This is a genomic window from Sphingopyxis sp. (genome assembly GCF_025869345.1).
Lineage (GTDB): Bacteria > Pseudomonadota > Alphaproteobacteria > Sphingomonadales > Sphingomonadaceae > Sphingopyxis.
Genome location: NZ_JAOZVW010000120.1, coordinates 1 through 21,300, shown reverse-complemented (window position 1 = coordinate 21,300; position 21,300 = coordinate 1). Strand labels below are relative to the sequence as shown.

At 67.0% G+C, this 21,300-nt stretch carries 18 protein-coding genes; 14 read left to right on the top strand and 4 right to left on the bottom strand.

Annotated elements, in window-relative coordinates; translation table 11 throughout:
* The first annotated feature begins 89 nt into the window (after window positions 1-89).
* The 10 genes from OJI97_RS12685 (at window position 90) to OJI97_RS12640 (ending at window position 13,526) form a co-directional block, all read left to right on the top strand.
* Window positions 90-1,943 carry a TonB-dependent siderophore receptor gene (locus tag OJI97_RS12685; RefSeq protein WP_297663987.1) on the top strand — a complete coding sequence of 618 codons (1,854 nt, stop codon included), beginning with the start codon at window positions 90-92 and terminating at the stop codon, window positions 1,941-1,943.
* Window positions 1,944-1,945: 2 nt separating this feature from the next.
* Window positions 1,946-2,800, top strand: coding sequence for an ABC transporter substrate-binding protein (locus tag OJI97_RS12680; RefSeq protein ID WP_297663985.1), 855 nt, complete (start codon window positions 1,946-1,948; stop codon window positions 2,798-2,800).
* A complete protein-coding gene (locus tag OJI97_RS12675) occupies window positions 2,797-3,786 on the top strand; it encodes an iron ABC transporter permease (RefSeq protein ID WP_297663984.1) in 990 nt (329 codons plus the stop codon). Before OJI97_RS12680 ends, OJI97_RS12675 begins: the two co-directional genes overlap by 4 nt.
* The gene (locus tag OJI97_RS12670; RefSeq protein ID WP_297663982.1) at window positions 3,780-4,562 is read left to right on the top strand and encodes an ABC transporter ATP-binding protein; all 783 of its coding nucleotides are present in this window, start codon (window positions 3,780-3,782) and stop codon (window positions 4,560-4,562) included. Before OJI97_RS12675 ends, OJI97_RS12670 begins: the two co-directional genes overlap by 7 nt.
* Window positions 4,563-4,594: 32 nt before the next feature.
* Window positions 4,595-6,055, top strand: a complete 1,461-nt coding sequence (locus OJI97_RS12665; RefSeq protein ID WP_297663980.1) for a cobyric acid synthase — start codon at window positions 4,595-4,597, stop codon at window positions 6,053-6,055.
* Between the two features lie 137 nt (window positions 6,056-6,192).
* A complete protein-coding gene (locus tag OJI97_RS12660; protein ID WP_297663978.1) occupies window positions 6,193-8,976 on the top strand; it encodes a helicase-related protein in 2,784 nt (927 codons plus the stop codon).
* A 10-nt stretch (window positions 8,977-8,986) separates the two neighbouring features.
* Complete coding sequence (locus OJI97_RS12655; RefSeq protein WP_297663976.1) at window positions 8,987-9,286, top strand: RNA-binding S4 domain-containing protein; 300 nt, start codon at window positions 8,987-8,989, stop codon at window positions 9,284-9,286.
* 169 nt (window positions 9,287-9,455) lie between these two features.
* Entirely contained in the window at window positions 9,456-9,794 is a 339-nt protein-coding gene (gene fdxA / locus OJI97_RS12650; RefSeq protein ID WP_297663974.1) for a ferredoxin FdxA, read from the top strand.
* A 468-nt stretch (window positions 9,795-10,262) separates the two neighbouring features.
* Window positions 10,263-12,026: a sulfatase-like hydrolase/transferase gene (locus OJI97_RS12645; protein WP_297663972.1), complete on the top strand. Its 1,764-nt coding sequence runs from the start codon at window positions 10,263-10,265 to the stop codon at window positions 12,024-12,026.
* A gap of 6 nt (window positions 12,027-12,032) precedes the next feature.
* Window positions 12,033-13,526 carry a lipopolysaccharide biosynthesis protein gene (locus OJI97_RS12640; protein ID WP_297663970.1) on the top strand — a complete coding sequence of 498 codons (1,494 nt, stop codon included), beginning with the start codon at window positions 12,033-12,035 and terminating at the stop codon, window positions 13,524-13,526.
* Between the two features lie 20 nt (window positions 13,527-13,546).
* Here OJI97_RS12640 and OJI97_RS12635 read toward each other — a convergent pair whose 3' ends face one another.
* The 4 genes from OJI97_RS12635 to mutM form a co-directional block, all read right to left on the bottom strand.
* Complete coding sequence (locus OJI97_RS12635) at window positions 13,547-14,401, bottom strand: hypothetical protein (RefSeq protein WP_297663968.1); 855 nt, start codon at window positions 14,399-14,401, stop codon at window positions 13,547-13,549.
* Window positions 14,402-14,960: 559 nt separating this feature from the next.
* Entirely contained in the window at window positions 14,961-16,322 is a 1,362-nt protein-coding gene (gene dnaA, locus OJI97_RS12630; protein WP_297663966.1) for a chromosomal replication initiator protein DnaA, read from the bottom strand.
* A 500-nt stretch (window positions 16,323-16,822) separates the two neighbouring features.
* Window positions 16,823-17,086 (bottom strand): 30S ribosomal protein S20, encoded by a 264-nt coding sequence (rpsT, locus tag OJI97_RS12625; protein ID WP_297663965.1) that lies wholly within the window; start codon window positions 17,084-17,086, stop codon window positions 16,823-16,825.
* A gap of 189 nt (window positions 17,087-17,275) precedes the next feature.
* Window positions 17,276-18,088: a bifunctional DNA-formamidopyrimidine glycosylase/DNA-(apurinic or apyrimidinic site) lyase gene (mutM, locus tag OJI97_RS12620; RefSeq protein WP_297664003.1), complete on the bottom strand. Its 813-nt coding sequence runs from the start codon at window positions 18,086-18,088 to the stop codon at window positions 17,276-17,278.
* Between the two features lie 94 nt (window positions 18,089-18,182).
* Here mutM and OJI97_RS12615 point away from each other — a divergent pair, with 94 nt between their 5' ends.
* The 4 genes from OJI97_RS12615 to OJI97_RS12600 all read left to right on the top strand — a co-directional run.
* Window positions 18,183-18,920, top strand: coding sequence for a class I SAM-dependent methyltransferase (locus tag OJI97_RS12615; protein WP_297663963.1), 738 nt, complete (start codon window positions 18,183-18,185; stop codon window positions 18,918-18,920).
* Complete coding sequence (ubiB, locus tag OJI97_RS12610; protein WP_297663961.1) at window positions 18,917-20,461, top strand: 2-polyprenylphenol 6-hydroxylase; 1,545 nt, start codon at window positions 18,917-18,919, stop codon at window positions 20,459-20,461. Before OJI97_RS12615 ends, ubiB begins: the two co-directional genes overlap by 4 nt.
* Window positions 20,462-20,504: 43 nt before the next feature.
* On the top strand, window positions 20,505-20,669 hold the full coding sequence (locus OJI97_RS12605) for a type II toxin-antitoxin system CcdA family antitoxin (protein WP_297663959.1): 165 nt from the start codon (window positions 20,505-20,507) through the stop codon (window positions 20,667-20,669).
* A gap of 58 nt (window positions 20,670-20,727) precedes the next feature.
* Window positions 20,728-21,300, top strand: a 573-nt coding sequence (locus OJI97_RS12600) for a flavoprotein (protein WP_297663957.1), incomplete at its 3' end; no start/stop codon positions are given.

The window sequence follows — 21,300 nt, the reverse complement described above, 5'->3', positions numbered from 1 at the left end:
TTCGCGCCGCCCGCCGGTCCCGGAATCGGTCGAACGCGCGCGCGTTTCGGCAGGCCCCGCCTTCGTTGCCGGCGTCGGAGGACTCTATAATGTTGAAACCCGTCATCCTTTCCCTGCTCGCATCGGCGGCGGCCACGCCCGCCTTTGCCCAGACCGGCCCGCTGCCGGACGATATCGTCGTCACCGCCTCGGGCATCGAGCAGCCCCGCGACGAAACGGGGCAGGCGATCACCATCATCGACGCCGACACGATCGCCAGGCGCCAGACGATCGACGTCGTCGATCTGCTCGCCACCACCCCCGGCGTGCGGTTTAGCCGCACCGGCAGCACCGGATCGGCCACGGGCGTATCGCTGCGCGGTGCCGAGACGACACAGACGCTGGTGCTGATCGACGGCGTCAAGGTGAACGACCCGAGCGGCATCGGCGACGGCTATGATTTCGGCCCGCTGCTCACCGGCAACATCAGCCGGATCGAGGTGCTGCGCGGGTCGAACTCGGTCGTCCACGGCAGCCAGGCGATCGGCGGCGTGGTCAGCCTGACGACCGCCACCCCCGCCACAGGGTTCGCCGCCAACGCCGCGGCCGAATATGGCTATAGCGACACGGCGAGCGCCCGCGCCGACGTGTCGGGCACCGCGGGCGCGGTGTCGGGCGGCATCGGCGCGGCCTGGTTCCGCACCGACGGCATCTCCTCGGCCGCGAGCGGCACCGAAAAGGACGGTTATAAGAATTTCGCGGGCAATGCGCGGCTGAAGGTCGCGCTCGGCGATGCGCTGAGCCTCGACTTGCGCGGCTATTATATCCATGCCGATCTCGACTATGACAGCTTCTTCGGCCCCCCGGCGGACAGCGCCGATATCGCCAAGCTCGACCAATATGTCGGCTATGCGGGCCTCAACCTCGCGCTGTTCGACGGCCGCTTCACCAGCCGCGCAGCGGTGACCTGGCTGCGCAACGATCGCGACTATTATTTCGTGCGTGGAACCGCCCCCGATTACGGCTATTCGGGGAGCAACCTGCGCTTCGAATATCAGGGCGTCGTCGCCCCGATCGAGCAGGCGAAGCTGATCTTCGGCTATGAGCATGAACGCCCCGACTATGATTTCTTCGGCTTCGGATCGACCGCCAGCGAGCGCGCGAACATCGACAGCGTCTATGCGCTGGGAATCGTCCAGCCGTTCGCCGGCCTGTCGCTGACCGGCGGCGTGCGCCACGACGACCACAGCCAGTTCGGCGGCGCGACGACCTTCGGCGCCAACGCCAACTACTCGCCCAACGGCGGCGCGACCAATTTCCGCGCCAGCTATGGCGAGGGGTTCAAGGCGCCGTCGCTCTATCAGCTCTACGACAGTTTCAGCGGCAATGCGGCGCTGCGGCCCGAACGGTCGAAAAGCTATGACCTCGGTATCGACCAGAGCTTGGCGGACGGGCGGGCGGTGATGTCGCTCACCGCCTTCCTGCGCAACACCACCGACCAGATCAATTACGACAACGCCACCTTTACCTATGGCAATATCGACCGCACCCGCGCCAAGGGAGTCGAAGCGACGCTGGCGCTGCGGCCGGTCGACGCGCTGAACGTCACCGCCTCTTACTCCTATATCGACGCCCGCGACCGTTCGGGACGGCCCGGCTTCGACGGCAAGCGCCTTCCCCGCCGCGCCGAACAAGCGATCAGCCTGTCGGCCGACTATGACTGGTCGTTCGGCCTGTCGACCGGGGCGACGCTGACGCTGGTCGGCGACAGCTTCGACGATGCGGCGAACCTCGTCCCGCTCGACGGCTATGCGCTCGCCGCTATTCGCGCCTCCTTCCCGGTCGGCGAGCATGTGGAGATATACGGCCGCATCGATAATCTATTCGACGCCGATTATGCGACCGCCTTCGGCTATGGCGTCTATGGCCGCGCCGCTTATGGCGGCGTCCGGCTGAGGTTCTGACGATGATGCGCGCGCTCCTCGCGGCGGCGGCGACCCTGCTCGCCGGCGCGGGGGCGCTGTGGGCCGCCGCACCCGGCGCGGCGCCCAGCGCGCGCGCGCAGCCCAAACGCATCGTCTCGATCAACCTCTGCTCCGACCAGCTCGTCCTCGCGCTTGCCGACCGCGGCCAGATCGCGGGGCTGACGATCAATGCGGCCGACCCGCAGATGTCGGGCGAGGCGGCGCAGGCCCGCGGCCTGCCGCTACTCAGCAATTCGGCCGAGCAGATACTGGCGATCGATCCCGACCTGATCGTCGGTATGCCGGCAAGCCGCAGCGCCCCGCTCGCCGCCTTGCCCGGCACCTCTTATCCGCTACTCGACCTCGACACCGCGAACAGCCTCGACCAGATTTATGTCTCGATCCATCAGACCGCAGCGGCGGTCGGTCACCCGGAGCGCGGCGAAGCGCTCGTCGGCCGCATCCAGCATGAGCTTGCGGGGCTGGGCAAACCGGGTCGCGGCCGGGTCGCGGCCTATTACCAGCGGCGTGGCTATATGACCGGAACCGGCACGCTGATCGACGAGATGATGAGCCGCGTGGGGCTGGTCAACCTCGCCAGAATCCTCGGCAAGCCGCCGCTCTCGCAGATCAGCCTCGAGGAGATGGTCGCGGCGAAACCCGATTTCCTGATCGTCGAAAGCGCGACCGATGTGGTGACCGACCAAGGCAGCGAAATGCTCCATCACCCGGCGCTTCGCGATATTCCGCGGATCAGCGTTTCAGAGGCGTGGACCGTCTGCGGCAGCCCCGCTTATGCCGACGCGGCGCGCAGCATCGCGCGCCAGATCGAGCGGATCGACGGAGGCGGCCGATGATCCGCCGCCCGGTGCTGATCGCCGCGCTCGCGGGGCTGACGCTCGTCGCGGCGATCGCGTCGCTGCGCTTCGGCCCCGTCGATCTGTCGATCGCGCGACTCGTCGCGGCGGCGACCGGGCACGGCGACCGGATAGCAACGATCATCCTTCTCGACCTCCGCCTGCCGCGCACCTTGCTCGCGCTCGCGGTCGGGGCGATCCTCGGCCTCGCGGGCGCGGCGCTGCAGGGCTATCTGCGCAATCCGCTCGCAGAACCGTCGGTGCTCGGCACGTCGAACGCCGCGGCGCTTGGCGGGGTCGCCGCGCTCTATTTCGGCTTCGCGCAGATGCATCCCGCCGCGCTCCCGCTGCTGTCGATCGGCGGCGCGCTGCTGTCGCTCGCGCTGCTGTTCGCGCTGGCGGGGCGTTCGGAAAGCCCGCTCACGCTGATCCTCGCGGGCATCGCGGTCGGCACGCTCGCGGTCGCGGGGACCAGCCTCGCGCTCAACCTGTCGCCGAATCCCTTCGCGGCGATGGAGATCATGACCTGGCTGCTCGGCAGCCTCGAGAACCGGTCGTTCCAGCATGTCTGGATCGCGCTGCCCTGCGTCGCGACCGGCATGGCGATGCTGCTCTGGAACGGCCGCGCGCTCGACGCGCTGACCCTTGGCGAGGATGCGGCACGGGCGCTCGGCGTGGACGTCGGGCGGATGCGGCTTCGCCTGCTTGCCGGCACCGCGATCGGGGTCGGCGGCGCGGTCGCGGTGTCGGGCGCGATCGGCTTTGTCGGGCTGATCGTCCCGCACCTGATCCGGCCGTTCACCGACCGCAGCCCCTCGGCGATCCTGCTCCCCTCGGCGATCGGCGGCGCGGCGCTGCTGACGCTCGCCGACCTCGGCGTGCGGATCATCCCGACGACGAACGAACTGAAGCTGGGCGTCGTCACCGCCTTCCTCGGCGTGCCGGTCTTCCTCGTCCACCTGATGCGGGAGAAACGGCTGTGGTGACGATCGCGCTCGAACGGGTCGGCGTCGCGCTCGGCCACCGCGCGGTGGTCGAGGATGCGAGCGCGGCCTTCGCTCCCGGCACGCTGACCGGCATCGTCGGCCCCAACGGAGCCGGCAAATCGACGCTGGCGCGCGCGATGCTCGCGCTCGTCCCGGCAAGCGGAACCGTGCGGATCGACGGCGCCGACGCCGCCGCGATGCCGCGCGCCGATCTCGCCCGCCGCATCGCCTATCTGCCGCAGGGACAGGTGCTGCATTGGCCGCTGACCGTTGAGCGGCTGGTCGGGCTCGGCCGCTTGCCGCACCTCGCACCGATGTCGCGCCTCTCCGGCGCCGACACCGCCGCGATCGAGCGCGCGATGGCGCGCACCGAGGTGCTGGGGCTCAGGAACCGGATCGCGACCGAATTGTCGGGCGGCGAGCGCGCCCGCGTCCTCTTCGCCCGCGCGCTCGCAGTCGAGGCGCCCGCGCTGATCGTCGACGAGCCGCTCGCCAGCCTCGACCCCGGGCACCAGATCGACGCGATGGACCTGCTCCGCACCGAGGCCAACGCGGGCGCGCTTGTCATCGCGGTGCTCCACGACCTCACCATGGCCGCGCGCTATTGCGACCGGCTGCTGATCGTCGATGGCGGCCGGATCGTCGCCGACGGCACCCCGCGCGCGGTGCTGACCCCCGGCCTGCTGCGCGCGGTCTATGGCATCGACGCGCGGATCGAAAACGGCGGCGACCGGCCTACGATCACGACGTTGGGGCGTGTGCGCCCAGGTGCATGACTGGCACCGCCCATGATGAAGGGAGACATGGCATGGGCGCTTTGATGCTGCAGGGGACCGGCTCCGATGTCGGCAAATCGGTGCTCGTCGCCGGCCTCTGCCGCGCGCTCGCGAATCGTGGCCTGGGGGTGCGACCGTTCAAGCCGCAGAATATGTCGAACAATGCCGCGGTCACCGTCGACGGGGGCGAAATCGGGCGCGCGCAGGCGCTGCAGGCGCTCGCGTGCCGGGTGGAACCGCACAGCGACATGAACCCGGTGCTGCTGAAGCCGCAAGCCGATCGCACCTCGCAATTGATCGTCCACGGCCGCGTGCGCGGCACGCTCGACGCCGCCAATTTCCGCGAGGCGCGCGGGCCTTTGCTCGCCGAGGTATTGGAAAGCTATGCCCGGCTCCGCGCCGAATGCGACCTCGTGATCGTCGAAGGCGCGGGCTCACCCGCCGAAATCAATCTGCGCAGCGGAGACATCGCGAACATGGGCTTCGCGCGCGCGGCGAAGGTTCCGGTCGTCCTGGTCGGCGACATCGATCGCGGCGGCGTCATCGCGTCGGTCGTCGGGACCAAGGCGGTGATCGATCCCGGCGACGCCGCGATGATTCGCGGCTTCCTGATCAACAAATTTCGCGGCGATCCCGCGCTGTTCGACGACGGCTATCGCGAGATCGAGCGGCGCACGGGCTGGCGCGGCTTTGGCGTGATCCCGTGGCTCGACGCGGTCAAATATCTGCCGAGCGAGGATGCGGTGGTGCTCGAACGCACCGGCGCGATGCCCGACGGCGCGATCGTCGTCGCCTGCCCGGTCCTGCCGCGCATTGCCAATTTCGACGATCTCGACCCGCTGAAGCTCGAACCCGGCGTGCGGCTGGTGATGGTGCCGCCGGGACAGCCGATTCCCGCCGAAGCGGCGCTCATCGTCCTGCCGGGATCGAAAGCGACGATCGCCGATCTCGCGGCGCTGCATCGGGAGGGTTGGGACATCGACATCCGGGCGCATGTCCGGCGGGGCGGCCATGTGCTGGGGCTATGCGGCGGCTATCAGATGCTCGGACACATGATCGTCGATGCCGACGGGATCGAGGGCGCGCCGGGAAGCGCCGCTGGACTCGGGCTGCTCGACGTCGAAACGCGGCTGGCGTCCGCCAAAACTCTTTGCGCGGTGACGGGCACCGCGCTCGGTGCGCCGATCAGCGGCTATGAAATGCATATGGGCGAAACCGCGGGCGCCGGAACCGCGCGCGCCTTCGCGCGGATCGGCGGCCGGGCGGACGGCGCGATCAGCGCCGACGGCCGCGTGATGGGCAGCTATGTCCACGGCCTGCTCGCGAGCGCGGATTTCCGCCGCGCCCTGCTCTCCCGCCTCGGCGGCGTCGGCGGCGGCGTGGATTATCATGCCGCGGTGGACGGCGCGCTCGACGCGATCGCCGCCGAACTCGAACGCCATGTCGCGATCGACGCGCTGCTCGCCCTCGCAAGGGAGAAGGCCGGGGCATGATCCATCCGATCCCCGGCGGCGCACGCCGGGGCCGGGGCCGCAGAGCCGACGATTGACAGCGAGAGACCGAAATCGCCGCCCTTCGTCGATCCCCTGTTGCGCCGCCGCGCGCGTCATGCCAGCTTGGGGCAAAGACGATGACGGCATTCTCTTCCAGCCCGGTCAAGGCCGTCCTTGGCCCCACCAACACCGGCAAAACCCATTTGGCGGTCGAGCGCCTGACCGCCCATTCGAGCGGGATGATCGGCTTTCCGCTGCGCCTGCTCGCGCGCGAGGTCTATGATCGCGTCGTGGCGATCAAGGGCGCGGCGCAGGTCGCGCTGGTGACGGGCGAAGAGCGGATCATGCCGCCCGAGGCGCGCTACCTCCTCGGCACGATGGAAGCGCTGCCGATAACGCGCGACGTCGCTTTCGTCGGCATCGACGAGGCGCAGCTCGGCGCCGACGCCGAACGCGGCCATGTCTTCACCGACCGGCTGCTGCGTGCGCGCGGCCGCGAGGAGACGATGATCCTCGGCTCGGCAAGCCTGCGCGGCCTGGTCCGCGACCTTGCGCCCGAGGCCGAGATCGTCACCCGTCCGCGCTTTTCGACGCTGAGCTATGCCGGCACCTCGAAACTGTCGCGGCTGCCCAGGCGCTCGGCGATCGTCGCCTTCTCGGCCGAGGAGGTCTATGCGATCGCCGAGATGCTGCGCCGTTTCTCGGGCGGCGCCGCGGTCGTCATGGGCGCGCTCAGTCCCAAGACCCGCAACGCGCAGGTCGCGATGTTCGAGGCGGGCGAGGTCGATTATCTCGTCGCCACCGACGCGATCGGCATGGGGCTCAACCTCGACGTGAGTCACGTCGCTTTCGCGTCCTTGCAGAAATTCGACGGTCGCCGTCTGCGCCGCCTGACCATTTCCGAAATGGCGCAGATCGCCGGGCGCGCCGGGCGGCATCAGCAGGACGGCAGCTTCGGCACCGTCGGCACCCCGCAAGGCGGCTTCACGCCCGAAGAGATCGCCGCGATCGAGGGGCATCATTTCCCGCCGCTCGCCAGCCTGTTCTGGCGCAACCCGGCGCCGCGCTTCGACACGCTCGAAACGCTGCTCGCCGATCTCGCGCTGCCGCCCGCGCAGCCGAGCCTGCGCGCCGCGCCCGAGGCGGTGGATATCGCGGTGCTGCGGCATCTCGCGGGCGACATGGAGGTGCGGATGCGCGGCGGCGAGCCCGAAGCGGTCCAGCGCCTGTGGGACGTCTGCGGCCTTCCCGATTTCGAACAGCTCGGCGCCGAACATCACAGCCGCACGGTCCTCAAGCTCTGGCAAGGACGCACCAGCGGCGACGGGATGGTCGATCCCGACTGGTTCGCGCGGCGCCTCGCGCGGCTCGACGACACCGACGGCGACATCGATCAGCTCGCGAGCCGCATCGCCGCCGTCCGCACGCTTTGCTTCATCGCCCAGCGCGGCGACTGGATCGCAGGCGGCGCGGGCTGGACCGAGCGGACGCAGGACCTCGAATCGCGCCTGTCCGACGCGCTGCACGCCGCGCTCGCCCAGCGTTTCGTCGACCGGCGGCTCGCGCTGCTGCTCCGCGACGCGGGCCAGCGCCACACCGCGCTGCCCGTCGCGGTCGCCGCCGACGGCACCGTCGCGGTCGACGGCGAGGCGATCGGCACGCTGAGCGGATTCCAGTTCAAGGTCGATGCGCGCGCCCGCGCGAGCGATCATCGCCTGCTGCTCGCCGCCGCCGAAAAGCATCTCAGCGGCGAATTGGCGCGCCGCGCCGCGGCGCTCGCGGCGGGCGAGGATCAGGCGCTGTCGCTGGTCAGCGAAGCGGGAGCGCCGCCGCGCCTCGCCTGGCACGGCCATGGCGTCGCGACGCTGGCGCGCGGGCCGACATTGGTCCAGCCGGCGATTCAGATCGACGCCGCGCTCCGCCGGTTCGAGCCGCAGCAGGTGCAGGCGATCGCCGAACGACTCCAGGCCTTCGTCGCGCAGCAGCTCGCGCGCCACGCCGCGCCGCTCGCAGCGATGGGCGAGGCGGCCGGCGACCTCTTCACTCCGCCGCGCGTCCGCGCGCTGCTTGCCGCGCTCGTCGATGGCGGCGGCACAAGCCCGCGCGCCGCGGTCGAGGCGCAGCTCGCCGCGATGACCGCCGAGGAGCGGCCGCTGCTCCGGAAGCTCGGCCTTACCATCGGCTCGCTCGACATCTTCCACCACCAGCTGCTGAAGCCCGAGGCGGTGCGCTGGCGCGCCGCGCTGCTCGCCGCGCAACAGGGCGAGCCGGTTCCGGCGCTGCCGCCGCAGGGCGCGGTGCTGCAGAAAACGGGCAATCATGCCGGACTCCGGATCGCGGGCTTCCGCCGCTGCGCCTCGGGCTGGCTGCGCATCGACATGGCGGAAAAGCTCGCGCGCCAGGCGCACGCCGCACGCATCCAGGCAGCGGCGCCGCCGACCTCGCCCGTCGCGGGCGGCGAAGAGCATCATCAGGACGAGCCGGGCGACGACGTCCATGCCGCGCCGCCGCCGGGCTTCGCGATCGACCCCGCGCTCGCCACGTCGCTCGGCCTCGACGAGGAGGCGCGGCGCGCGCTGCTCGGCAGCTTCGGGTTTCGGAGCGTCGGCGACCCCGCCTTGCAGCGCTGGCGCTGGTCGGGCCTCAAGACGCCCGACAGGAACGGGCGCCGCAAGCGCGGCAAGCAGAACGAGAAGAGGGAAGTGGCGGCGCGGTCGGCGGTAGCGGACGAACGCTCTCGCCCGCCCGCCAAGCAGGGCGCCCAGCAGGAGCGAGCCCGGCGCGGGAAGCCCGGCAAGCCGCCGAAGCCGTACGCCGCCGGCCCGCGCCCCCCACGCCCCGACCGGCCGCGTCGCGGCCCATCGCCCAACAGCCCCTTCGCCGGGCTCGCCGCGATGCTGGCCGAGGCCCGCAAGGATTGATGGCGCGCTGATGGCGAGCCCCGGCGCCGCGGGAAGCATCCGGCTCGACAAGCTGCTCTGGTATCTGCGCTTCGCGCGCTCGCGCGGGCTCGCGCAGGCGATGGTCGCCGCGGGGCATATCCGGCTCGACGGGCGCCGCGTCACCCGCCCCTCGGCCGCGGTCCACGCGGGCGCGACGCTGGTGCTGCCGCTCGGCGAGCGGATCGAGGTGATCCGCCTCCTCGCGCTGCCGCAGCGCCGCGGCCCCGCCCCTGAAGCGCAGGCTTGCTATCTGAAGCTCGACGCCGGGACGCCCGCTGCGTCCAGTTGAACTATCCGCGCCGCAGGAAAAGCTGTCGTGCGAAAGCGCCGCCTTTCCGCTACGCAATGAGAGTGATTCGCAACTGTCGCTTTGCGTTGACGCGTCGTATTGGCGCGGCTTAGAGGCGAGCCATGACTGTCCGGCGGCGCGAAGCCGCCCCCGAAGGGAGCCGCTATCCATGACCTATGTCGTCACCGACGCCTGCATCCGCTGCAAATATATGGACTGCGTCGAGGTCTGTCCGGTCGACTGTTTTTATGAGGGCGAGAATATGCTCGTCATCAACCCCAGCGAGTGCATCGACTGCGGCGTGTGCGAGCCCGAATGCCCGGCCGAGGCGATCCTGCCCGACACCGAAAGCGGCCTCGAGAAATGGCTGGAAGTGAACAACAAGTTCAGCGCCGAATGGCCGAACATCACGGTCAAGAAGGACAGCCCCGCCGACGCCGACGAGTATAAGGGCGTCGAAGACAAGTTCGACAAATATTTCTCGCCCGAACCGGGCGAAGGCGACTGAGGTCGCGGAACCAGCGATGGACGATCGGGGCGGGGTCATTCCCGCCCCTTTTCCTTTTGGCCGGGGCGATGGTTCGCAAGGGCCGCCCGCGACCGGAACTGTTATGGCTGCGAGGCGGCCTGGAAATAGATTCGCGCAGAGATCGCAAAGGCAAGGCGCTTTCCCCTCTGCGATCCCTGCGCCTCTGCGCGAAGGTCCTGGAATGCTGCGTTCCGGACCGTCTCCCGTCATCCCCGCGAAGGCGGGGACATCTTTGCTATAACCCGGGCCGGGCAGAGTCGCGGGCTGTCGCTGGCGAAGTCAAGGATGCCCATGAGCGAGCCATGGAGGGTCGCATGAACCTCACCGTGCTTGGCCCCGGGATGCAGGACGATCTTTCCGGCGAGCGAACGGCCAGGGGAGACGAAATCTCAAGATTTGGCTGCTAGCTGGGCCTGTCGTGCACATAATGGAAACAGATGCGGGAACATGGAAGCGGCTAAGGCGAGAGCGTTGATAAAGACAGGGCTGCTGCTCCTCGCCCTTGCCTTTGGGATTCCCGAGATCGCGGCACGTATGGCGATGCTGGGGGTGTCGCCGCAGCTTCTCTTCTACGCGGGACTCTATAGCATCCTGTTCGCTTGCCTGTGGAGCGCGGCTTTCATCCGGCAGCCTTTGCTGCGGTGGGGATGGGCCGCCATTCTCGCGCTGGCGGCTTTGGTCGTGGCCAGCTTTCAAACAGCCACCGGCGATGCCATGAGCTATGACGCCTTCATCACGATGATTCACTCGGTAGGTTTCGCCGGTGATGCGACGGCGCAATATGGCGAAGCGATCGCCTGGGCAGCGGCGAGTTCCCTGCTCCTTTTCATCGCTGTCGGGCTGAAACCGGAGCCGCAGCTGCGTGCGCCGGGGCCAGTCATCGCTTTGGCCCCATTTGCAGGACTGGCCATGCTTTCCGGCCTACTCTTCATTCGTGGCGGGGAAGGTGCGCGAGGTTTGCCGGATGCCTGGGTCGGGACCTCCTATGCGGCGCTCTATACTGTCGAGGCGGCTTCGATGCCCTCATTGTCGCGCCAGCCAGTACGACTCACGCCGCGGCGGCCAGCGGGGCAAGGCGACGTCGTGCTGATCGTCGATGAAAGCATCGCAGGGCGATATCTGGACATCAACGACGCCGCGGGGGTGCGATCGGGCCTCGCCTCGCCGCCGCCCGGGGTCGCAGTAAGCAACTTCGGGATCGCCGCCTCGATCACCAATTGCAGCTACGGCAGCAATCTCACCCTTCGACACGGGGGCACGCGCGAAGCCTATCAGCAGGTAAACGCGGTCATGCCGTCAATCTTCGACTATGCGAAGCACGCCGGCTTTGAAACGGTGTATATCGACGCGCAGCGAACGGGGGGAGCCTATCAGAACGGGATGGATGACGCCGAAAGGCGCAAGATCGATCATTTCATCCAGTTCGACGATACGCCTGTCATGGACCGCGATATGGCTGCGGCCGACGCCTTGATCGCACGGCTCAACGACAAGCGGCGCGATTTCATCCTGATCAACAAGATGGGCGCCCATTTTCCGGTGGCCGACAAATATCCGAGCAATGCACAAATCTATCGACCAGCCCTGCCGCGCGACGAATCCGTGGCCGTGACGGAAACGAGACTGCCTAAAAATCTCTACAGCAGCGCCGAAAGTTGGCGGCTTTACCGCAATGCTTATCGTAATACCGTCGCGTGGACCGTCGGCGGCTTCTTCGATCGACTGTTCGCAAGCGCGCAGCTTGACGGAACCCTGATCATTTACACATCCGACCATGGACAGAACCTGCACGAGCGCGGCGACCACGGGATCACCACCCATTGCAGTTCCTCTCCCGCCAGCGAGGAAGGTGCGGTGCCGCTGGTCGTCATCGATGGCTCCCGCGACTGGGCAGCGACGGCCAGGCGGAATTTCGACGCATCGAGCCACTACCGCATCTTTCCAACCTTGCTGAACGCGATGGGTTACGACCCGAAGTCCGTGCGGCAGCTCTATGGCGACGCGCTGGATTCCTCCCGCCCCGACCCGGTGACCTTCAACGCGCGCTTCAACGCGCGGCTCGGACGCAAGCCGCAGTGGATCGAAGTCCGCCGTGCATCGTTGGCCCGCCCCCCCGTCGGCGATTACATGACCGGCAAGGCCGAACGCGCACCCGGCGGATCAACGACGAACATGGCTGGCAAAGACCTCCCTACCGACAGGAGCAGGTGAACGAGCATGGCGGGCGAAACGTTTCCAGGCGAAACCGTAACCTCTCCGGAACCGGATGCCCCGCTGGATTTCGCGCGGAAAATTCGCCGCGCGGTCGTATGGCGGTCGGGATCCCAGATCGCGGGGCAAGTCATTGCGTGGGGCTCCACCTTCCTTGTCATCCGCATCCTTACGCCCGAAGATTATGGCCTCTTCGCCCTGACGCAGGTCCTGCTGATGCTTCTGACCCTGCTCAACGGCCACGGCCTCGCCAGCGCCGCAATCCAGCGCGAGGACGTGGACGAGCGGGCGATGCGGCAGATTTTCGGACTGTTGCTGCTACTCAACGGGACCTTGGCCCTGGCGCAATTCCTCTGCGCGCCGCTCGCCGCGGCCTATTACCGTCAACCGATGGTTGCCGATCTGCTGCGTTTGCAATCGCTGATCTATCTTACCACGCCCTTCTCGTCGCTTGCCTATGCGCAGTTGGCGCGCACGCTGGAATTCCGCCGCCAGGCGCAGGTCAATCTGCTTTCTGCGCTGGCCGGCGCGGGCGTGGCGCTTGGCGGCGCCCTGGCGGGCTGGGGCGTCTGGGCTCTCGTCTGGGCGCCGATCGCGCTGTTCGCGACGCGGGCGCTAGGGTTGACGATCGCCGCGCGGACATGGTTCCGGCCCAGCTTCGACTTCCGGGGTTCCGGCGCCATCGCGCGTTACGGCGGATTGGTGGCGGTCGGACAGTTTTTCGGTTTCGTCCAAAGCCAGGCGGACATATTGGTCGCGGGTCGCTGGTTCGACGCGCATCTGGTGGGGGTCTATACGACCGCCCTGCTATTGACGCAGATATTCAACAACAAAGTGGTTCCGCCGTTGAACGAAGTGGCGTTCGCCGCCTATTCGCGGATGCAGGGGGATCGGCCCGCACTTGTCGCCGGTTTCGAACGCTCGACCCGTGCAATCATGGTCGCGGCAATGCCGTTCTTCTTCGGCCTGGCCGTCGTCGCAGAGCCGCTGGTGCTGACGCTGCTCGGCGAAAAATGGCGGGAGATCGTCCCGCTCCTCCTGCCACTGGCGCTCGCCATGCCTTTCTGGACCTTGTTCACGCTGCTCAGACCGGCAACAGACGCGCTGGGACGGCCCGGCATCGGGTCTGGCAATGCCGCCGCAGGCGCACTTTTGATGCCCGTGATCTTCCTGGTGAGCGCTCGATGGGGGATCGCAGGCATCGCCTGGGCCTGGCTGATAGCCTATCCTCTGTTGCTGGCATTTTCCGCCGCCCGATCATTGCCGGTCATCGGAATCCGTCCAACGGCGTTCATTCGCTCGATCATGGCGCCGATTCTTGCCGCCGCCTTCATGGCCGTAGTGACCCGATTGGCCGATCATATGCTGCCCGCATTGCCTCAGCCGGTCAGATTGGCGATCCTCGTCGCGACCGGCGGCGTGACCTATTGTCTTTGGCTTCTCTTGTTTGCGCGTGAAACGGTCAATGATCTGATACGGCTTGTACGCGGAAAGGCCTGAGGGGCGCTGCGCCTATCCCCTTAACCCGCGGAAATCGCCACCCGGGTCGCGTCGATGTAGGCGCTGCCCCGATAACGGCAAGTCCCGATGAAATGAACGAAACGCGCATCGGGGGAGATCCCTCTATCCCAGAAGTTGAGATAGCGATCATAGGGCAGCAACAGGGCATCGGGCTCGTTCGCGATGATCATGTTCGATGTGACCTGTTCGCTTCCCCAACGCGCCCAACGTTCCGCCCCAAGCAAGCGCGTTGCCTCGTCGGAGAAAGCTTCCGCCAAGCCCCGCCCGTCGCCCCCGCGCGCAAATCCCGCGAACCCCGAACAGCCGCGGACATAAAGCGGGCTCGCAAGCACCGGCAGAACAACCCGGTCGAGCACGCTCTCGATAGCACCCTGCACATGAGCTTGCGGATTATGAAGATAGGCGTGGTCATCCGTCATGCTCGCCATCTCGGCGAATGAGAGGAGGCGGGAATCGGCCTCCCCTTTCAGGGTAAAGCTGCGATTGGCTTCTACGGCCTCTGCAACTTCCGGTATCTCCCCCAGCGTTACGGTATCGGAATCAAGCTGGATAATATAATCGGCTGCTCGCAAATCCAGGATCGTCAGCAGCCGCTCCCATGTTCCGCCGCGCGGACAGGGGCCCGTATCGACATCTGCGATGTGAAGAATGTGCGGCTCGCCGAGTTGCTTGGCAAGGAGATCCCGGTCGCCGGCACTCAACGTGCCGTCATCGAGGAGAATAACCCGCCCCCGCTGCAATCGCGCGTGGAGCGATTTGACCGCCACAAGATAGGGCAGCAGCACGCGCGTGCCGATCATCGAAAACAGGACGAGTCCGTCGTCGGCCGGTACGATCGGCGGCGTATCCAGCACGGCACGCGCCGCGGCGCGATGCCTACGCTCTTTCCACAACCAGTTGAGCTTGTTCGCTAACCTATCCATTCCCGCGTCCTATCATCCTCGATCGGGCAGGGATAGTTTCCAAAATGTTCATATCTGACACCCTTTGAAATCCGGCTTCGACGCGGGAAATGAGAAGGGCGAGTATTTTGCACGATGGCCAGCGCGACCAGACGGCGTATCCCGCTGTACGATATAATGGTTATTTGCTCGAAAGCTGCTTCCATCTGAAGCAACTTTTGCGCCCTGTTCGAGCTCTAGAGCGACGTGCCTAAAATCCGCACCATTTCAATCCGTTCGTGTCGAGCGAAGTCGAGACACCCGTCGGCCTTGCTCTACCTCGATGGGTGTCTCGACTTCGCTCGACACGAACGGGACAGTGAGTCAGATATACGGCTCGACGCTCTAGCGAATTATAACAATGGTGTGCCCGCGAAGGCGGGGATGGCGGAAGGGGATAAACGAATGTCCGCTCCCCACCCCGAAGCAGGCCGTCAGCGGCGGAGATAACCCCTGGGGATAAAGCTGTGAATCAGCCGTTGAGGCTGCGCCGGATCGCCGCGATTTCGGCGTCGAGTTCGCTGTCGTGGACGCGCAGCGCCTCGACCGTGCGCACCGCGTGGATCACCGTCGAATGGTCGCGCCCGCCGAAGCGGCGGCCGATCTCGGGATAGGAGCGCGGCGTCAGTTCCTTCGCCAGATACATGGCGACCTGGCGCGGGCGGGCGATCGCGCGCACCCGGCGCTTCGACGCCATTTCGGCCTTGTCGAGCCGGTAGTGCGCGCAGACCGCGCGCTGAATCTCGTCGATCGTGATCCGCGGGCGCGCGCTGCGGACATTTTCCGCGAGCCGGTCCTCGGCGAGCGCGAGGTCGATCACCGTCCCGGTGAGCGCGGCGTAAGCCAGCAGCTTGTTGAGCGCGCCTTCGAGTTCGCGGATGTTGCGGGTGAAATGCTTGACCAGATAAGCGACGACCGGGTCGGGCACCTCGACCATCGGCATCGCGGCGAGCCGCTGGCGGATGATGCGTTCGCGCAGGTCGTCCTCGGGCGCCTCGATATCGGCGACGAGCCCGCCCGACAGCCGCGACAGCAGCCGCGCCTCGACCCCGTCGAGCATCGCGGGCGGGCGGTCGGCGGTGACGACGAGGCGCTTGCCCGCCGTCATCAGGTCGTCGATCGTGTGGAGCAGTTCCTCCTGGGTCGAATTCTTGCCGATCACGAACTGCAGATCGTCGAGCAGCAGCAGGTCGGCGGCGCGGAGACGCGCCTTGAACGCCATCATGTCGCCGCCGCGCATCGCGCCGACGAATTCGAGCATGAACTTCTCGGCCGACATCAGGATGATCGTCGCGGTCGGATGCGCCGCGGCATAATCCTGCGCGATCGCCTGAAGCAGATGCGTCTTGCCCTGGCCGGTGCCCGAGCAGAGATAGAGCGGGTTGAACTGCGGCGTCTCGACCATCGCCATGCGGCGCGCGGCGTTGGCGGCGAGGATGTTCGAGCGCGCGACGACGAAGCGGTCGAACGACAGGCGCGGATCGAAGCCGAGCAAGGCGGGGTTGGCGGCGGCGGGCGGCGGCGCCTCGAACGCGGGCAGCGGCTGCGTCGCCAGCGTCTCGGCGCGGGCGGCGGCGGCGGCGCCGCCGCGCACGGTGACGCCGCGCACGGCGGGCAGATGCTGACGCCACGCGAGTTCGAGGCGGTCACCGAAGCGTTCGTTGATCCAGTTGGCCGAAAAGCGGCTCTGCGTCTCGAGCGTCACGACGCCCGACAGGGTGCAATAATCGGCAAAGCGGACGGGCTTCAGCCAATGGTCGAAGGTGCGCGCGCCGAGGTCGCGGCGCAGCCCTTCGGCGACGCGCGGCCAGAGCGTAGCGGCGTCCCCGCTCACTGCCCCGTTCCTTGCGTCCATGCCATGCCGATCCCCGCTTTGTATCACGCCGTGCCGCCCCCTCGCTGCCCCCGTCCGGTTCCTCGTGCGGCCGTCCACACGCGAATTCGTCGCCGCCCGCGTCAGGACGCAAGCATTCCGTCCCGGACACGCAGTCCGAAAGAGAGCGAATCATGTCGATGTGACGGCCACCGGCGAAGGCCGATGACTCCCCCTGTCTAGGCAAGGCGGCGCGAGTCGATCAAGTCCGGCAGGTGTAAAAATACTGAAATAAAAATCTTGACTCGCAAGGGGGGTCGGAATCGCGTCGGAACTCCAATTTTCCTATGTTTTTCAATATCTTATTTATGACGACAAATATGACAGCAGCGAATCGCAGCAAATCCGTCACTTACCGCGCTGCAACACAACTGCCATCGCGGCGTCACGAACGGACGCACAAAAAAATGCCCGCCGGCACCGAGCCGACGGGCATTTTTGTACCCTTTCGGGACGATCGATCAGGCGATCGCGTTCACGCTCTTGGTCAGGCGCGAATATTTGCGGGCGACCGTATTCTTGTGCAGCACGCCCTTGGCGACACCGCGCGCCATTTCAGGCTGCGCAGCCTTCAGCGCGGCCGCCGCGGCGTCCTTATCGCCCGAAGCGACAGCGGCCTCGACCTTCTTCACCAGCGTGCGGATGCGCGAAACGCGATTCTTGTTCACGAGAGTGCGCGCGGTGTTGCGGCGGATGCGCTTTTTTGCCTGCGGCGTATTGGCCATAAATTCCTCTAGTCTTTCAAACGGTCAACATGGTCGGAGCGCAGCCTCATCGGAGCAGCCGAATCGCGCGAGGTGCAGCGAATCAATGTCCGGATGCGGCCGGTTCCGGACGACCGGACCCTGCTCGAAGGGTGCGCCCATAGCCACGAAGGGCCGTCCGGTCAATGCCTATTGCGGCACAAAGCCGCCTCAACGCTGGCATTTCGGGCAAAAGAAGGTCGATCGCCCGCTCTGTACGACGCGCGCAATCGTCCCGCCGCATTCGCAAGCCTCGCCCTCGCGCCCATAGACGCGCCAGTCCTTCGCGAAATAGCCGAGATCGCCCTCGGGACTCAGGAAATCGCGCAAGGTCGATCCGCCCGCGGCGATCGCGGCGGTCAGCACATCCTTGATCGCGGGCACCAGCGCCGCGAGTTTCGCCCTCGATACGTCGGCGGCGGGCTTCAGCGGCGAGATCTTCGCCATGGCGAGCGCTTCGCAGACATAGATGTTGCCGAGCCCCGCGACGACCGTCTGGTCGAGCAGCATCGCCTTGACCGGCGGGCGCCGCCCGGCCAGCGCCCGCGCCAGACAGGTGGCGTCGAAATCGTCCGACAGCGGCTCGGGCCCCAGGGTCACGAACGCCGGGAACAGCGCCAGCGGATCGCCGCTGACGAGGTCGACCGATCCGAATCGCCGCGGATCGTGAAGGAACAAGCGGTGCCCCGCCCCGGTTTCGAGCAGCAGATGGTCGTGCTTTCCAGCCTCGCCGCCTTCGGTCCGCCAGCGTCCCGACATGCCGAGATGGAAGATCATATGATCGTCGCGGTCGGTCGATACGATGCCATATTTGGCGCGGCGCGACAGGGTGGTGACCGTCGCGCCGGTCAGCCGCTGCGCGAGGTCGGCGGGAAAGGGACGGCGAAGGTCGGGACGGAAGGTGGTGACCGCCGTCAGCCTTTGCCCTTCGAGGAAGGGGGCGAGGCCGCGAACGGTGGTTTCGACTTCGGGAAGCTCGGGCATATCGCCGATCGCGCTACGCGCCATTTGCCTGCGCTTCAACCCTTGGCTAAAGGCCGGTCGGACTTCGTTTCTCCCCGCATGAAAGCGCAGGCAAATGGCTACCCCCGACACCGTCAGTTTCGGTTACGAACAGGTCCCGGCGACCGAGAAGACCGCGATGGTCGGCGAAGTGTTCAGCCGCGTCGCACGCAAATACGACATCATGAACGACGCGATGTCGGGCGGGATGCACCGCCTGTGGAAGGACCGCTTCGTGCGCCGCGTGAAGCCGCGCAGCGGCGAGGCGATTCTGGACATGGCGGGCGGCACCGGCGACATCGCCTTCCGCATGGAGCGCTCGGGCGCGAGCATCACCGTCGCCGACATCAATCCCGATATGCTCGGCGTCGGGATGGAACGCGCGGCGGAGCGCGGCATCGACAGCCTCGTCTGGTCGGAACAGAATGCCGAGAAACTGTCCTTCCCCGACCGCTTCTTCGACGCCTATACGATCGCTTTCGGCATCCGCAACGTCACCGACATCCCGGCGGCGCTCAAGGAAGCGCACCGCGTGCTGCGCTATGGCGGGCGCTTCTTCTGCCTCGAATTCTCGACCAACGAATGGCCCGGCTTCGCGCAGGCCTATGACGCTTATTCGCACCATCTGGTGCCGAAGCTCGGCAAGCTGATCGCGCAGGACGAGGACAGCTATCGCTACCTGATCGAGTCGATCCGCCGCTTCCCGCCGATGCCCGAATTCGCGCGGATGATCCGCGAGGCGGGTTTCACCGCGGTAAAGGTGGAGCCGATCATGGGCGGCCTCGTCGCGATCCACAGCGGGTGGAAAGCTTGACCCGACCCGTCACCCATATCGCCCGCCTGCTGAAATGGGGGCGTATCCTCGCGCGCCACGGCGCGCTGCGCGGGATCGAGAGTGCGCCACAGACCCCGCCGGGCGTCAAGCGCCTGTGCCGCCTCGCGCGGTTCGGGACGATCCAGCCGAAGGTGCCCGACTATGCCGCGGCCTTTCAGGCGATCGGTCCGGCCGCGGTCAAGCTCGGTCAAACGCTTGCGACCCGGCCCGACCTCGTCGGCGAAGAGGCCGCGCGCAACCTGCTGACCTTGCAGGACGCGCTCGCGCCGGTGGGTTTCGAGCGCATCAGGGCCGAAATCGAACAGACCTTCGAGGCGCCGCTCGAAAGCCTCTACGCCGAATTCGACCCCGAACCCGTGGGATCGGCCTCGATCGCACAGGTTCACCGCGCGGTGACGACCGACGGCCGCCAGGTCGCGGTGAAGGTCCGCCGCCCCGGCATCGACAAGCAGTTCGCGCGCGACATCGAAACCTATGAATGGGCGGCGGCGCATCTCGAAGCGCTCGGCGGCGAGGCGAGCCGCCTGCGCCCGCGGCAGGTGATCGCCAATTTCCGCCGCTGGACCTTGCGCGAGCTCGACCTGCGCCGCGAGGCGGCTTCGGCATCCGAACTCGCCGACGCGATGGTCGGGGTGCCGACCTATGAGGTGCCCGCGATCGACTGGGACCGCACCGCGAGCCGGGTGATGACGCTGGACTGGATCGACGGCATCAAGATTTCGCACCGCGACCAGCTCATCGCCGCGGGGCACGACATGGAGACGCTGGCGGCGAACCTCGTCAACGCCTTCCTGCGACAGGCGATTGCCGAAGGCTTCTTCCACGCCGATATGCATCAGGGTAATTTGTTCGTGAAAGGCGACGGCACGATCGCCGCGGTCGATTTCGGCATCATGGGGCGGATCAACCGGCAAGCGCGCTACTGGCTCGCCGAAATCCTCTATGGCCTCACCACCGGCAACTACCGCCGCGTCGCCGAAATCCATTTCGAGGCGCAATATGTCCCCGACTATCACAGCGTCGAGGAGTTCGCGACGGCGCTGCGCGCGGTCGGCGAGCCGATGCGCGGCAAGCCGGTGAGCGAGCTTTCGGTCGGCCAGATGCTCGATGGGCTGTTCGCGATCACCCGCGATTTCGACATGCAGACGCAGCCGCACCTGCTGCTCTTGCAAAAGACGATGGTGATGGTCGAGGGCGTCGCGACGATGCTCGACCCCAAGATCAATATGTGGGACGTCTCCGGCCCCTTCGTGCGCGAATGGATTCGCGACGAACTCGGCCCCGAGGCCGCGCTCGCCGACGGCATCCGCGAACAGGGCAAGACGCTGGCGCTGATCCCCGACATCATCCGCCGCCTCGACGCACAATTGCCGAAGCCCGGCGGCGCCCCGCCCGCGCCGCCGCTGCCCGAGATTCCGCTGATGTGGGACAAGGGCGAACGCCGCCGCTGGTGGCGTTATGCGCTGACCGCGCTGGCCGGCGCTGCCGTGGCTGCGGCGGGAATGCTCTGGTTCGGATGAAGCTGCGCTTGTCCGGCAGCACATTGCATCATAGAGTTTGCCGATGGTGACAGAAGGCAAGTCATCTCGTCGCAAACGCCCCACGAAGGTTACGCTCGACGCTGCATTGCTGCTCGAAGCCAAAAGACTTGGAATCAATGTGAGCGCAGCTTGCGAGCGAGGCCTAGCGGAACGCGTCAGCCGAGAACGCGAAGCACCCGCCGAATAATAGCTGGGGGGCGCAACGGACCCGTGGCTTTTCGAAGCATCTTTGATATTTGGGGCACATGACCGCACCCCGAATCCTGCTCATCATCGGCGGCGGCATCGCCGCCTACAAGAGCATCGAGCTCGTCCGGCTGCTCCGCAAGTCGGGCCATGCGGTGCGCTGCGTGCTGACGCGCGCCGGCGAACAGTTCGTGACCCCGCTGACGCTCGCGGCACTCAGCGAGAATAAAGTCTATACAAATCTTTTCGACCTGAAGGACGAGGTCGAGATGGGGCATATCCAGCTCAGCCGCGAGGCCGATCTCGTCGTCGTCGCGCCCGCGACCGCGGACCTGCTCGCCAAGATGGCGGCGGGCATCGCCGACGATCTGGCGACGACGCTGCTGCTCGCGACCGACAAGCCGGTGCTCGCAGCACCCGCGATGAACGTCCGCATGTGGCTGCACCCGGCCACGCGGCGCAATGTCGCGACGCTGCGCGGGGACGGCATCACCGTGATGGCGCCCGACGAGGGCGAAATGGCGTGCGGCGAATATGGCCCGGGACGGCTACCCGAGCCGCAGGCGATCAAGGATGCGATCGAAGAGGCGCTGAGAAAGCCCTCTCCCCTTCAGGGGAGAGGGTTGGGAGAG